We start from the raw sequence: 13,425 nt of genomic DNA on the forward strand, positions 1-13,425 counted from the left end.
CGGTCTGCTGGGCGACGGCGCGACGGCGCGGGATGCTCGCGGAGCGGAATGCGCGCGGAGCGGGACGCTCTCGGTGCGGGCGGTACCGTGTGCGGGTGAACGGACGATCGCCCCGGCGTGGAACGAGACGAGGACGCACGGTCGGTCGACGGCCGCTCGCCCCCGTGGCGCAGACGCGCCGGGCGGGGCTGCTGATGGCCGCGGTCTGCGTGGGCCTGGGCGCGCTCGTCGTCTGGCGGGGCGGGGACGAGATCCTGGCGGGCAACTTCGCGGTGCTCTTCCTCCTCGGACTCTGCCTCGTCGGGACGACCGGATCGGTCGCCCTGACGCTGTCCTCGCCGCACCGGGAGCGCCTGTACCGGGTGGCGGAGTTCCTCGGGCGGGCGTGCATCGTGGCGTTCTTCGCCTGCGTCGTCGTGTTCGGTCTCGTGGTTCCGGCGGTCCTGGTCTCCCCAGGCTCGGGCAAGGCGCCGGACTCGGTCGGCGAGGCCCAGATGCTCGCCCTGTGGACCCTCGTCGTCGCCGTCGCCGTCACGCTCTCGGCGATCATGGACCGGCGTCGAGCCCGACGGCGGCGCGACGACGTCGTCGCGACCGGCGAACGATCGTGAGCACGTCCCTGACGTGGAGGCGAGGAGGAGACGCATGACGTACCAGCCGGGTTGGTATCCCGACCCTCAGGACCATCGGCGGGTGCGCTGGTTCGACGGGAACCGTTGGACCGAGCACTCGCAGCAGGCCGCGGTCGCGCGCCCCGCGCGGCCGCGGACGATGAGCGGGGGCACCATCGCACTCATCGTCGTCGGCGCACTCGTGCTCCTGGTGGCGATGGTGCTCGTGGTCGTCGCCGTCGTCGTCCTGGTCGCGGGCTTCGCCGACGTCGTCCAAGGGGTCGTGTGCGGCGAGGCCCCGCACTACTGCACCTAGGGCTCGGGGCGATGCCTGAGGCATCCGCCGTGACGCACGACCATCAGACGATGCGGGCGGATCCGATCGGACGATGATCCGACACTGCGGTCGGCGGGAACGTGGAGTCATCGGGGACGCGCACGGCGTTCCCCCATCGATTGGAACATGACGATGAGGCTCCACCGCTCGATCATCACCGCGACCGTCACCGCGACACTCTTGGCCGGTGGCACCGGAATCGCCGCTGCCGCGGAGGCCCCCGCACCGGGCGAGGAGGCGACGACCACGACTCTCGAACTCGCGCAGAGCAGCGAGGACACGACCGCGTCGGGTCCCGGCGAGCAGGCCGCCGCGGAGGCCGTCGCCGAACCCTCGACCGCTCCGGGAGCGGCTCCGCAGGAGCTCGCCGAGCAGACGAGCGTCCCCGAGACACCCGTCGAGCAGCAGGCTGCCCCCGCCCCGGCACCCGAGAGCCAGGTGGCCGACGTCATGGCCGCCCCACCCGCGCCCGGTGCCGAGAGCGTGTCGGTGAGCGGCTCCGGCCGTGTCGGCGAGCCCCTCGTCGCACACGTGGACGAGGACGAGTGGTGGCCGAACGTGACCTTCGAGTACGCGTGGGCGAAGGACGGCACGGCGATCACCGGGGCGACCGGACAGCAGTACACCCCGCTCCCCGACGATGCCGGCCATGCGATCTCCGTCACGGTCACCGGGACCTACGCCGACGGTACGGCGGAGTACGTCACGTCGGCACCCCTCACGGTCGTCTCACCGACCCCGGTCGACTCGGACGACGACGGCCTCACGGACGTCCAGGAGGCGGCGTACGGCACCGACCCGCTCAACTGGGACACGGACTACGACTACATCGCGGACGGGGACGAGGTCGGCGGCTTCGAGGGCTACGTCACCGACCCCACGAAGTGGGACACCGACGGGGATCGTCTCAGCGACTACGTCGAGATCGTCGGCACCAACAGCGCGCCCTCCGACCCGAACGACACGGACACGGACGACGGCGGAGTCGACGACGGAACCGAGGTCCTCCAGGACCGCACCAACCCGACGGACCCGGCGGACGACCAGCTCGCCGTCGTCCCGACGGGCCCGACGACTCCTGTCGGGCCGACCACCCCGACGGACCCCACCGCCCCGACCACCACGTCCGTGGCCCCGGAGCCCACAGACCTGACGACCCCCGTGGCCCTCACCGCGCCCGTGGAGCCGAGCGGAGGGACCACCGTGGCACTCACGGACGATGCTGGAGCCTTGACCACCGAGCCTTCGGAAGGGGCGCTCGCCTCCACCGGGACGCGGACGCCCGAGCTCGTCGTGGGCGCGGGGCTGCTCGCCCTGGTCGGCACCGGCCTGATCCTCGCCCGACGCCGCGGGCAGACCCAGTCCTGACCGAGGCCACGAACGCCGCCGCGCAGGGTGCGGCGGCGTTCGTGCGCCTTCCGTGGCGGAGGCTCGCTCGCCACGACGCATCCAGGGTCTCGATCTTCTGCGTCCACGCGTCCGGCCCGCGCGCGGTCGGCTCGAACGTCACGGTGGAGGTAGTGACGTAAGGGTCGTCGACGCGGGCGAGCCCCGCCGCGTCGGCGGGGCTCGCTGCGCGCAGGTGCAGGCTCACCCGCAGGTGCTCGACGGCGTCGGCTCGTCCCCGGAGCGACCGTGCACCACGCCGGTCGCGAACCCGGGCGGTGCCCCGATCCCGAGGGTGACCAGCTGGGGCTCGGCGGGTGCTGTCCCGCAGCACGAGCCGCCGTCCTCGTCCTCGGCCTCCAGCGCCAGGTCGGTCGAGCACACACCGGTGGCGGGCAGGTTCAGCTGGACCAGGTCCGCCGCGGCCCGGTCGCCCGCGAGGGCGGCGGCGATCGAGCGGACCTGCTCGTACCCGGTGGCGAGCAGGAACGTCGGGGCCCGCCCGTAGGACTTCATCCCGGCGAGGTAGAACCCGTCGTCGGGGTGCTGGAGCAGCGTCTCCCCGTGCGGGGGCACCGTGCCGCACGAGTGGAAGTTCGGGTCGATGAGCTCGGCCAGGCGGCGCGGGGACTCGACCACCGGGTCCAGGTCCAGGCGCACCTCGCGCAGCATGTCCAGGTCCGGGCGGAACCCGGTCGCGTTCACGATCGCGTGGACCTTCAGGTCCAGCGCGTCGTCGCGCGAACGGCCCAGGACCCGCACGGTGTCCTGGGCGGGGACGAGCTGCTCGATCGAGACCCACCTCACCAACGTCAACCGGCTGGCCTCCACCGCGGCCTGCAGGCGGGTGCCCAGGAGCCCGCGCGCGGGCAGCTCGTCGTCGGCCCCGCCGCCGAACAGGCGCCGCGCCGACCCACCGCGGATCGCCCAGGTCACCGTGGTGCCCGGCGCGGACTCCGCGAGCTCGACCAGGGACAGCAACGTGTTCGCGGCCGAGTGCCCCATCCCGACGACGAGCGTGTGCTTGCCTGCGAACCGCTCACGGGCCGTTCCCAGGACGTCGGGCAACGGGCCCGTGACGAAGGCCTCCGCCTGCGCCTCGCCGACGGCTGGAAGACCGCTGGTCCCCAGCGGGTTGGACGTGGTGAACGTCCCGGACGCGTCGATCACCGCGCGGGCCAGGACGTCCTCGACCCGCCCGTCCGCCCCCACGGTCCGCACCCGGTACGCGCGCCGCTCCCGGCCCAGGGACCTGGTCCTGTCCGCACCGTCGCGAGCCACGGCCAGCACCCGTGTCCTGGTCCGCAACCGCGACGCGATCTGCTCGGTCGCGGCCAGCGGCACCAGGTACTGGTCCACGAGCTCGCCGCCCGTGGGCAGCCGGTCCAGATCAGGGGCCCTCCATCCGGTGGGCTCGAGCAGGCGTCGTGCGGCGTCGTCGACGTCGTAGCGCCACGGCGAGAACAAGCGCACGTGACCCCAGGAGGAAACCGCCGCGCCCGGCCCGTCGCCCGCCTCGAGCACGACCGGCTCCAGGCCCCGCTCCAGCAGATGGGCAGCCGCGGCCAGCCCCACCGGTCCCCCACCGATCACCACGACCGGAAGATCCGCACGCACGACCTCGCTCATCACCACTCCTCGCATCGACAACCATCAATGACTCGCATGCTGACAACGTATCCATAAACTTCGATACGTGGCAAGATGGAGTCCATGACCACGACGACGGACTTGCCCCTCGCACCAGCCGGCACGGCTGGCGCCACCTGCTGCGCGCCGCTGGTCCGCCAGGCCGCCGACCCCCGGACCGCGCGCGACCTCGCGCGCTCCTTCAAGGCGCTGGCCGACCCCACCCGGGTCCAGCTGCTCTCGATCGTCGCCTCCCACGACGGCGGCGAGGCCTGCGTGTGCGACCTCACCGAGCCCGTCGGCCTCTCCCAGCCGACCGTCAGCCACCACCTCAAGATCCTCGTCGACGCCGGCCTCCTCACCCGCGAGCAGCGCGGCCGCTGGGCCTACTACTCGCTCGTCCCGGGCGCCCTCACCGCGCTCGCCGACACCTTGATCGAGACGACGCGCTGAGCCTGCCCGACGTCGCCACCCCACGAACCTGGCGTCACCACCGGCTTCTGAGCGCCCCGAGGACACCGCTGCCCCGAACCACGGCCTCCGCGTAGTGCAACGATCCCGGCATGGCTGCGGGTGTCGCCGTTGTTGATCGAGTCGCTACGGCCGACGACCATCGACTACGCATGGCTGCTCGACCTGCGATCCGAGGTACAGGAGGCGTTCCGGGCTGCCCGTTGGGCAGATCTGGACAACATCGCCGTCATGGTGGACAGCGAGCATCGAGTGGCCACGTCCGGCTTTGACTACTTCCGCGGATGAGGAGGCCCAGGCGCTGAGGACCGACGAGGCTTGGGGTACGCGGGAGGCGGCGGTCGCCGCGACGGCGCGCGCTGTTCGTCCGCCATGCCCCAGGTGACCCGTCGGATCATGACGTCGGACGACCCGGCGCGACGGGCGGGTGGAGGCTTTCCCGGCGAACGCTCGCCACTACCAACCAGTGCCCGATCACGGGGGAATTCTTGTCGAGCCGGGCACCACGTCCCATCGCCCTCACAGGAAGCGCCCGCCCGAACGAGATCGTGGCGCAAAGTCCAGCACGTTGCCCTGCTGGACGAGTACTCACCGGAACACTTCCGCACGCTCCGCCTGCCAGAAACTGCGCGGATGTCGCAGGCACCGAAGATGACTGAGGCGATGACCACCTGGGCGTGCTGAGACACGCCAACTTCTCTGGCGCCGACACCGCTCAGTCGGTAGAGCAAGCAAGGTTCCAGACTGAGCGGCGAAGCCCGGTCGCGTGTAGTACATTTCGGGCACCTGCAGTCCACTACGAAGAGGTGAGCAGAAATGGGCAAGAGACTCCTGAGCATCGGGCTATCGACCGCGCTAATACTGGGCGGTGCTGGCATCGTCGCCGCGCCAGCCCAGGCAAGTATGTTGCAGTGGGTCACTATGAAACCTACCCAGGCACAGTGCAATGAAGCGGTGAAGTGGAAGATGTACGAGTTCCACTTGAAGCAAATTACCGTCATCGGCACCTCACCCTGTCGCTCGACGCATCTAGGCTGGGAAGGCGCAATTCAGTACCGCTAGCCCAGCCTTCTGAACCGTCGGGGCAGGCTCGATGCCTTGTCCTCCTGACATCCACTTCGGGCCGCACCGCGCCTTTCCACCGGCAACCGGAGCGCAGGTGGAGGGCGACAGCCCGTTGCCAGCACGCCACAGGTTCGCGGGCCGATACCCGCGAACCTGTGGCACCACCCCGTCGACCGTGGTTCTCCTGGTGAACCGTGCGGATCGCATCGAGGCGCTGTGCGTCGGTGACGAGGTCGACGTGAAGCCTGAGCGCCCCGGCGTACGCCTCGGTGAAGGTTGGTTCGCGCGAGCTAGTGGCCCGGCACATCGGGCCACTCGAATCTGGCCGTAGAACCTGCCCGCGATTGGATGCCCCTCCTCGTCAGAGGGCGGGGCTGTTCTTCATGCCGTTGACGTCTGCCCGCATCGCGTCAGCGAGCCTGCTGCGGATCTCCTTGAGCCCGTCTTGGCCTTCTGAGACGTACGCACCCTCTTCCGGGGAGATGCTCGTGATCCGCGCGACAGTGAGCATCCAATCGAACTCACGGATCCCAGACTCGAACTCTTCAGCGAGCTCACGGATCGGCTTGGGAGCGATCAGTTCCAGTTCAGACGTCGCTGTCTGTAGGTCGTGCTGCGTGTCGTCGGGCACTTCCCCTGCTTCGGGGCCTTCGGTCGGCAGAACGAAATTCTCCCAATCCTCGTGGTGCGCAACGACGAGCAGATAGCCGAACCCGGAGATGTCCCGGTCGGCAGCAGCCAGGACCGCGGCGTACGCGACCCGCCGTTCCTCTGGCCACCGTTGGCCCGTCGTGCGCCCGGTTCTGCCCGTTTGCGGACGAGGCTCCCCCCGCGCGAGAAGCACATGGAGTACTCCTGCGCCCCAGGTCGGCACACGCCGTGGATCTGCCCGGCGTACGGGACATGGGCCGCAGAGGACTGCCTCGACGTCGCGCGCTGGTCGCAAGCCAGAACCTCGGCCGGGCTCGCTCACGAGCTGCGGGCCCGCGTCGCCCACGCGGAGCGATCGCCTTCACCCGACGATGTGTGTGTGCACCTCGACCACTTCCGGATACGACGAGAGGCCCGGAATCTGAACGATTCCGAGCCTCTCGCTTCTGTCGGGCTGACAGGATTTGAACCTGCGACCCCTTGACCCCCAGTCAAGTGCGCTACCAAGCTGCGCCACAGCCCGTGAGCCCCGGAGGGCTTCACCAGCCCTTCAGGGCCGAGAGAAACAATACCCCACTTTGGGCGTGCTCCGTGCATCGCCGCTGGTGAGTGGCACGGGTCACGCGCGTCCGGGGAGTCCTCGGCCGCGTCACAGGCCATGTCGAGGCCATGCCCAGCGCGCCACCAGCGCGCCACCAGGACGCCGTCAGCCCCCACCCGGTCCCAGCACTCCCCCAGCGCGCCCCACAAACGCCCAGGAGGGCCGCGCGCGCCTTCCGGCACGCACGGCCCTCCCGTGGGTCTCTCGACGCCTCCCACGCCCCGCTGGAGCCCCACGGGCCCCGGCAGGAGGTGCGTCAGCGCTTGCGCTTCTCGCGCACGCGCACCGAGATCTCGATGGGCGTGCCCTCGAACCCGAAGGTCTCGCGCAGGCGACGCTCGATGAAGCGGCGGTAGCCGGCCTCGAGGAAGCCGGTCGCGAAGATCACGAAGCGCGGCGGGCGCGTGGACGCCTGGGTCGCGAACAGGATGCGGGGCTGCTTGCCACCGCGCAGCGGGTGCGGGTGGGCCGCGACGAGCTCACCCAGGAACGCGTTGAGGCGCCCGGTGGGGATGCGCTTGTCCCAGGACTCGAGCGAGCGCTCGAGGGCGGGCACGAGGCGGTCGGTGTGCCAGCCGGTGCGGGCCGAGACGTTGACGCGCGGCGCCCACTGGATCTGCACGAGGTCCTTCTCGATCTCGCGCTCCAGGAAGGGGCGACGGTCCTCGTCCATGAGGTCCCACTTGTTGTAGGCGATGACGAGGGCGCGCCCGGCGTCGACGACCTGCGAGATGACGCGCGTGTCCTGCTCGGTGAGCGGGACGGACGCGTCGACGAGCACGACGGCGACCTCGGCCTTCTCGATCGCGGCCTGGGTGCGCAGCGAGGCGTAGAAGTCGGCGCCCTTGGTCTGGTGCACGCGACGGCGGATGCCGGCGGTGTCGACGAACCACCACGGGATGCCCTTGAGGAGCACGAGCTCGTCGACGGGGTCGCGCGTGGTGCCGGCGACGGAGTCGACGACGACGCGCTCGGCGCCCGCGACCTTGTTCAGGAGCGAGGACTTGCCGACGTTGGGGCGCCCGACGAGCGCGACGCGGCGCGGCCCGGACGGCAGGACGACGGCGTGCTCGGACACGAGCGGCAGTGCCTTCATGGCGGCGTCGAGCAGGTCGCCCGTGCCGCGCCCGTGGAGGGCGGAGACGGGGTGCGGCTCGCCGAGGCCCAGGCTCCAGAGCTCGGTCGCGTCGGCCTCGCCGCGCGCGCCGTCGACCTTGTTGGCGCACAGCACGACGGGCTTGCCGGACTTGCGGAGGAGCTTGACGACGCGCTCGTCGGTGGCCGTGGGGCCCACGGTCGCGTCGACGACGAACACGACGGCGTCGGAGAGCGCGATGGCGACCTCGGCCTGCTCGGCGACGCGCGCCTCGATGCCGGCGACGTCGACCTCCCAGCCGCCCGTGTCGACGAGCGTGAACTGGCGCCCGGCCCACTCGGCCGGGTAGGAGACGCGGTCGCGCGTGACGCCGGGCTTGTCCTCGGTCACGGCCTCGCGGCGTCCGAGGATGCGGTTGACGAGCGTCGACTTGCCCACGTTGGGGCGGCCGACGATCGCAAGGACCGGCAGCGGCGCCTCGGGTTCGAGGTTGCCGTCCTCGTCGTACTCGCCGGACAGGAGCGCCATGTCCTCGTCGGCGAGCTCGTACTCCTCGAGGCCGGCGCGCAGGGCGCGCTCGCGGGTCTCGTCGTCCTGCTCGTCACCTTCGGCGGCGAGCAGTGGTTCGGTGGTGTCCTCGGGCTGCCCGACGACGTCGCTCGCCTGGTCGATCGTCTCACCGGGGGTCTGCGACACCTCGTCGAGGGATGCCTGGGCATCGGGCTGTGCGTGGTCGGGTGTGGTCATGGTGACCATTCTCCCAGCAACCGGGCAGTTCTCCGAACGAGGACCGTGCGCGACACGCCCGGAGTGCACGACGTCACTCGGCGGGACGTCCTCCGGCGACGAGGCGCTCGGGTCCGTCGACGGGCAGGGCGATGCCCGAGCGGCCCACGGCACCGGTCACGAGGGTCGCGAGCGCTGCCCGGATCTGCTCGTTCGCGGCCTCCAGGGCGGCCTTGCCGCGTGCGCCGTCGGACCTCTCGATCGCCAGGGGTGCGCCGAACTCGACGTAGAGGCGGCGCCGGAACCCCGGGATGCGGTTGAGGCCGTCGCCCGTGCGGCGCGTGCCCAGCACGGCGACGGGCACCACGACGGCGGGACCGTTGAGCGCGAGCCAGGCCACGCCTGCGCGCGCCGACGTGGCGTCGCCGCGTCCGCGGTTCCCCTCGGGGAAGACCCCGACTCCCCCGCCGCGCCGCAGGACCGCGAGCGCCGTGACGAGCGCCGTGCGCCCGCCGCGCCGGTCGACGGGGATCTGCCCGGCCGCCCGCAGGATCCACCCGACCGGGCCGACGAACATCTCGTCCTTGACGAGGACGTGCAGCGGCCTGGGGGCGACGCCCAGCACGAGGGGGCCGTCGACGAGGCCCGTGTGGTTGGCGGCCAGCAGGACGGGCCCGGTGACGGGGACGCGCTCGGTCCCGACCACGCGGGTGTCCCAGATCACGCGCGCGAGGAAGCGCCCCACCCAGCGGGACCAGGCGGGTCCGGCCGGGGAGGGGACGTTCGGGGTGCTCACCGAGCGGTTCCTTCGCCCCCTGCGGCGGCGGTGGCCGTGACACGGTCGACGACGTCGAGCACGGCCTGGACGGTCTGCTCGAAGTCGAGGTCGGACGAGTCGACCGTCACGACGCCGTCGGCCGCGACGTGGAACTGCGAGACGGTCGAGTCGTCGCGGTCGCGACGCAGCACCTGGTCCTTGGTGGCCTCGACCGCGGCGTCGTCGGCCGCGCCGTGCACCTCGAGCGAACGGCGTGCCAGGCGTGCCTCCTCGCTCGCGGTGAGCAGGATGCGCACGTCGGCGTCGGGGGCGACGACGGTCGTGATGTCGCGTCCCTCGGCGACGACGCCGCGCCCGCCGGAGAACGACGTGTCGCCGCCCTCGGCCGACGACGCCGACGACGCCGACGACTCTGCCGCGATGATGACCCGCTGGAGGCGGCGCAGCTCGGCGCGCACGGCGAGGTTGGTCGCGACCGCGCTCACGGCCGTGGAGATCTCGGTGGTCCGGATCGCCTCGCCGACGTCGGTCCCGCCGACGTGCACCGACGGCGCAGCCGGGTCGATGCCCATGACGAGCGGCATGACGTCGACGGCCGCGGCGACCGCGGCCTGGTCGGCGAGGTCGATCCCTTCCTCGAGGCACCACCAGGTCGCGGCGCGGTACATCGCGCCCGTGTCCAGGTAGGCCGTGCCGAGGCGGCGCGCGACGGCTCGCGAGACGCTCGACTTGCCCGAGCCCGAGGGACCGTCGATCGCGACGACCAGCCCGCGGGCGCCGGCGGCGGCCTGCGGCTCCCCGCTCACTGGGCCAGGTCCTTGCGCAGCGACGTCGCCCCGTGCAGGTACACGTGCTGGACGTCGGCGCGCGGGACGTCGAGCTCGGCGTGCGCCATGAGACGCACCACGCGAGGCAGCGCGCCGGGCACGCCGATCTCGACGGCGCACATGAGGGGCACGTCGCCGAGACCCATCTCACGGGCCGCGGCGGCCGGGAAGTCGGCGACGAGGTCGGGGGTGCAGGTGAAGAAGATCGAGATGAGCGACGCGGTGTCGGCCTCGTTGGCGTCGAGGACTGCCTGGACGAGCTCGCGCGTGCGGTCGAAGAGGTGCTCGCGCTCGTCGACGTCGAGCTGCGTGGCGCCCCGGATGGCCCGGACGGGCATGGGTACTCCTTCGTACGGGAGGGTCGGGTCGAGCGTAGCGCCGCCCCGGGAGCGCGTGAAGTCGCGGCTCCCGGGGCGGGCGGCGTGCTAGAGGCCGACCTCGGTCATGAGGGTGCCGAGCTCGGTGCGTCCGAGGACGCGGGTCGCGCCGGGACGCAGGTTGCCCAGGTGGATCGACCCGATGCGCGTGCGCACGAGCCGGGTCACGGGGTGGCCGAGCTCCTCGAACATGCGGCGCACGATGCGGTGGCGTCCCTCGTGGAGCACGACCTCGACCATGCTGGCCTGCGGGGTCGTGTCGACCACGCGGTAGCGGTCGACCTTGGCCGGGCCGTCCTCGAGCTCGATGCCGTGGAGCAGCTTGTTCGCGACGTTGCCCGCGACGCGGCCCTCGACCGAGACGAGGTAGGTCTTGGAGACCTCGTACTTGGGGTGCGAGAGCCGGTTGGCGAGCTCGCCGTCGTTCGTCAGGAGCAGCAGGCCCTCGCTGTCGGCGTCGAGGCGCCCGACGTGGAAGAGACGCTCGGGGCGCGTCGCGACGAACTGCGTGAGCGCGGGGCGCCCCTCGGGGTCGTGCATCGTGGAGACGACGCCGAGCGGCTTGTTGAGGGCGATCGTCACGAGCGACTGGTCGAGCTGGACGCGCATGCCGTCGACGTGGATCACGGCCTTCTCGGGGTCCACCCGGACGCCGAGCTCGCGCACCACGACGCCGTCGACCTCGACGCGGCCCGCGGCGATCAGGTCCTCGCACGCGCGGCGCGAGCCCAGGCCCGCGGTCGCGAGCACCTTCTGGAGGCGCACGCCGTCGGCGACGTGCACGTCACGCTGCGGTCCCTTGGGAGCGGCCGGGCGACGCGGCGGCTTGCTCTTGCCCGCCTGCGGGTCGCCCGCCCACCCGCGGCCCGCTCCGGAGCGGGGGGCCGAGGAGCGCTGACCTGCCGGCCGGCCACCGCCTGCGTGACCACTGCCCGGTCGACCGGTGCCCGAGGAGTTCTCGGACCGCTGTCCTCGGGCGGCCGGACGGCCACCCTCGCGTGCGCTGCTCATGATGTTCCTTCGTCGTTCGTGCTGGGTCGAGCGCCGTCGGGCAGGGCCGGCGACCGCGGCTGTGCGCGGTCGCTCCCACCCCCGGACGCTCCGAGTGTGCTGTCGGCGACGTCGAAGATGCTGTCGACGTCCGGCAGGTGCGGCGCGAGGGCGGGGAGCTCGTCGAGCGACGAGAAGCCCATGCGCTCCAAGAAGTATCCCGTGGTTCCGTACAGGACCGCACCCGTCGAGGGATCCTGGCCGACCTCCGCGACGAGCCCGCGGGTCGTGAGCGTCCGTACGACGCCGTCCACGTTCACGCCGCGCACGGCCGAGATCTGGCCGCGCGTGACCGGTTGACGGTACGCGACGACAGCGAGGGTCTCCAAAGCGGCCTGCGTCAGCCGGGCGCTCTGACCCTCCAGGAGGAAGCGCCCGACGACGTCGGCGAACACGGGCGCCGAGTACACGCGCCACCCCCCACCCGCCTGGCGCAGCTCGAAACCGCGGGGCCGCCCGCCCAGCTCGCCGCGGTACTCCGCGGCCAGCTCGCCGAGCAGGTCCTCGACCTCGCGCTGCGGCAGCCCGAGCGCGGTCGCGAGCTGGACCGCAGGGATGGGCTCGTCGGCGACCATGAGGACGGCCTCGAGGGCCGCGAGCGCCCCGCCCGGCAGGTGCTCGGCGCTGAACGCTCCGGCGTCCTCGAGGAGCGCCCCGACGGGGGCCGGCGGCGCGGCGGGCGTGGAGCTCGTGCCCTGGGTGTCGTGCGTCATGTTCTCCTCGTTCATGGGTGCGCCCCGGTGCCCGCTCGAGGGTCCGCGACGACCTCCGCCGGCGGGAGGTCGTCCGGCCCGGGGGATGCGTCGTCGTCGGCGTCGAACTCCCCGCCCACGGCGTCGAGCGCGGCGCCGTCCCTGCCGTCCACGCCGTCCGAACCCGTCCAGCGGACCGTGAGCTCGCCCAGGGCCTCGACCTGCTCGAACGCGACGAGCCCCTCGCGGAAGAGCTCGAGCAGCGCGAGGAAGCGCGCGACGACGACGAGCGTCTCGCCGGCGTCCGCGACGAGCGCGCGGAACGAGGCGACCCCCTCGCGCCGCAGCAGCCCGACGACGATGCTCGCCTGCTCGCGCACGCTCACCGCGGGCGCGTGCAGGTGGGTCAGGGACACCCCGGGCGGCGGCGGCGCGGGCTCCATGGCCTTGACCGCGAGCGCCGCGAGCTGGTCGGGGCCGAGCTTCCACACGAGCTCGGGCAGCAGGGCCGCGAGGTGCGGCTCGAGCTGCACGATGCGGGGGAAGCGGCGCCCCTCGGTCGCGAGCCGGTCCGCGATCACCGCGGACACCTGCTTGTAGGCGCGGTACTGCAGGAGCCGGGCGAACAGGAGGTCGCGGGCCTCGAGCAGCTCGAGGTCCTCGGCGCTCTCGACGTCGCCCGTGGGCAGCAGCCGGGCGGCCTTGAGGTCGAGCAGCGTCGCGGCGACCAGCAGGAACTCGCTCGCGGTGCCCAGGTCCCAGCCGGGGTGCCCGCCCTGCCCCGGACGGGGGCGACGTGCGCGACCGGCGGGCGCTCCGCCGTCGGGCTGGACGTCGACGGCCTGAGCGCGCGCCGCGTCCTCGGCCTCGCGCGCGAGGCGTTCGGCCGCGCGGATGTACGCGATGAACTCGTCGGTGACCTGCGAGAGCGCGATCTCGGTGATGTCGAGCTTGTGCTTGGCGATCAGCGAGAGCAGGAGGTCGAAAGGACCCGAGAAGTTCTCGAGGTGGACCTCGAACGCGGGGTTCCCGTAGCGGTCGGTCTGCCGGTCGGCCGAGGCGTCGCTCGGGAGGTGGGTCGGCGAGGAGGGCTGCTCGTCCTGCGGTGCGGCGGCGACGGCCGCCGGT

14 protein-coding genes and 1 tRNA gene are annotated in these 13,425 nt (G+C 72.2%); 5 read left to right on the forward strand and 10 right to left on the reverse strand.

The window, feature by feature from the left end; genetic code table 11:
• Positions 1-164 precede the first annotated feature (164 nt).
• The 3 genes from JOD49_RS01690 (at position 165) to JOD49_RS01700 (ending at position 2,316) form a co-directional block, all read left to right on the forward strand.
• The gene (locus JOD49_RS01690) at positions 165-611 is read left to right on the forward strand and encodes a hypothetical protein (RefSeq protein WP_205305706.1); all 447 of its coding nucleotides are present in this window, start codon (positions 165-167) and stop codon (positions 609-611) included.
• 34 nt (positions 612-645) lie between these two features.
• On the forward strand, positions 646-927 hold the full coding sequence (locus JOD49_RS01695; protein ID WP_205305707.1) for a DUF2510 domain-containing protein: 282 nt from the start codon (positions 646-648) through the stop codon (positions 925-927).
• 147 nt (positions 928-1,074) lie between these two features.
• Positions 1,075-2,316 carry a hypothetical protein gene (locus tag JOD49_RS01700; RefSeq protein WP_205305708.1) on the forward strand — a complete coding sequence of 414 codons (1,242 nt, stop codon included), beginning with the start codon at positions 1,075-1,077 and terminating at the stop codon, positions 2,314-2,316.
• 222 nt (positions 2,317-2,538) lie between these two features.
• On the opposite strand, the gene JOD49_RS01705 is transcribed toward JOD49_RS01700, so the two are convergent.
• On the reverse strand, positions 2,539-3,963 hold the full coding sequence (locus JOD49_RS01705; protein ID WP_205305709.1) for an FAD-dependent oxidoreductase: 1,425 nt from the start codon (positions 3,961-3,963) through the stop codon (positions 2,539-2,541).
• Between the two features lie 84 nt (positions 3,964-4,047).
• Between JOD49_RS01705 and JOD49_RS01710 the strand changes: the two genes are divergently transcribed.
• Together JOD49_RS01710 and JOD49_RS01715 are read left to right on the forward strand one after the other, a co-directional pair.
• Positions 4,048-4,416, forward strand: a complete 369-nt coding sequence (locus JOD49_RS01710) for an ArsR/SmtB family transcription factor (protein WP_205305710.1) — start codon at positions 4,048-4,050, stop codon at positions 4,414-4,416.
• A gap of 834 nt (positions 4,417-5,250) precedes the next feature.
• Positions 5,251-5,496 carry a hypothetical protein gene (locus tag JOD49_RS01715; RefSeq protein ID WP_138824501.1) on the forward strand — a complete coding sequence of 82 codons (246 nt, stop codon included), beginning with the start codon at positions 5,251-5,253 and terminating at the stop codon, positions 5,494-5,496.
• Between the two features lie 364 nt (positions 5,497-5,860).
• Here JOD49_RS01715 and JOD49_RS01720 read toward each other — a convergent pair whose 3' ends face one another.
• The 9 genes from JOD49_RS01720 to JOD49_RS01760 form a co-directional block, all read right to left on the reverse strand.
• Positions 5,861-6,343, reverse strand: coding sequence for a hypothetical protein (locus JOD49_RS01720; protein ID WP_205305711.1), 483 nt, complete (start codon positions 6,341-6,343; stop codon positions 5,861-5,863).
• Positions 6,344-6,599: 256 nt separating this feature from the next.
• Positions 6,600-6,673: transfer RNA gene (locus tag JOD49_RS01725), tRNA-Pro, on the reverse strand.
• A gap of 334 nt (positions 6,674-7,007) precedes the next feature.
• Positions 7,008-8,594: a ribosome biogenesis GTPase Der gene (der, locus tag JOD49_RS01730; protein ID WP_205305712.1), complete on the reverse strand. Its 1,587-nt coding sequence runs from the start codon at positions 8,592-8,594 to the stop codon at positions 7,008-7,010.
• A 73-nt stretch (positions 8,595-8,667) separates the two neighbouring features.
• Positions 8,668-9,369, reverse strand: a complete 702-nt coding sequence (locus tag JOD49_RS01735; RefSeq protein WP_205305713.1) for a lysophospholipid acyltransferase family protein — start codon at positions 9,367-9,369, stop codon at positions 8,668-8,670.
• Positions 9,366-10,157: a (d)CMP kinase gene (cmk, locus tag JOD49_RS01740; protein WP_307822310.1), complete on the reverse strand. Its 792-nt coding sequence runs from the start codon at positions 10,155-10,157 to the stop codon at positions 9,366-9,368. Before cmk ends, JOD49_RS01735 begins: the two co-directional genes overlap by 4 nt.
• Positions 10,154-10,516, reverse strand: a complete 363-nt coding sequence (aroH, locus tag JOD49_RS01745) for a chorismate mutase (protein ID WP_205305714.1) — start codon at positions 10,514-10,516, stop codon at positions 10,154-10,156. Before aroH ends, cmk begins: the two co-directional genes overlap by 4 nt.
• 87 nt (positions 10,517-10,603) lie before the next feature.
• Positions 10,604-11,566 carry a pseudouridine synthase gene (locus JOD49_RS01750; protein ID WP_205305715.1) on the reverse strand — a complete coding sequence of 321 codons (963 nt, stop codon included), beginning with the start codon at positions 11,564-11,566 and terminating at the stop codon, positions 10,604-10,606.
• The gene (scpB, locus tag JOD49_RS01755) at positions 11,563-12,318 is read right to left on the reverse strand and encodes an SMC-Scp complex subunit ScpB (protein ID WP_205305716.1); all 756 of its coding nucleotides are present in this window, start codon (positions 12,316-12,318) and stop codon (positions 11,563-11,565) included. The genes JOD49_RS01750 and scpB overlap by 4 nt, the downstream gene beginning before the upstream one ends.
• A gap of 11 nt (positions 12,319-12,329) precedes the next feature.
• Positions 12,330-13,274, reverse strand: a complete 945-nt coding sequence (locus JOD49_RS01760) for a segregation and condensation protein A (RefSeq protein WP_239525404.1) — start codon at positions 13,272-13,274, stop codon at positions 12,330-12,332.
• Positions 13,275-13,425: the final 151 nt, after the last annotated feature.

It is taken from the genome of Oerskovia jenensis (assembly GCF_016907235.1).
GTDB classification, from domain to species: Bacteria; Actinomycetota; Actinomycetes; order Actinomycetales; family Cellulomonadaceae; genus Oerskovia; species Oerskovia jenensis.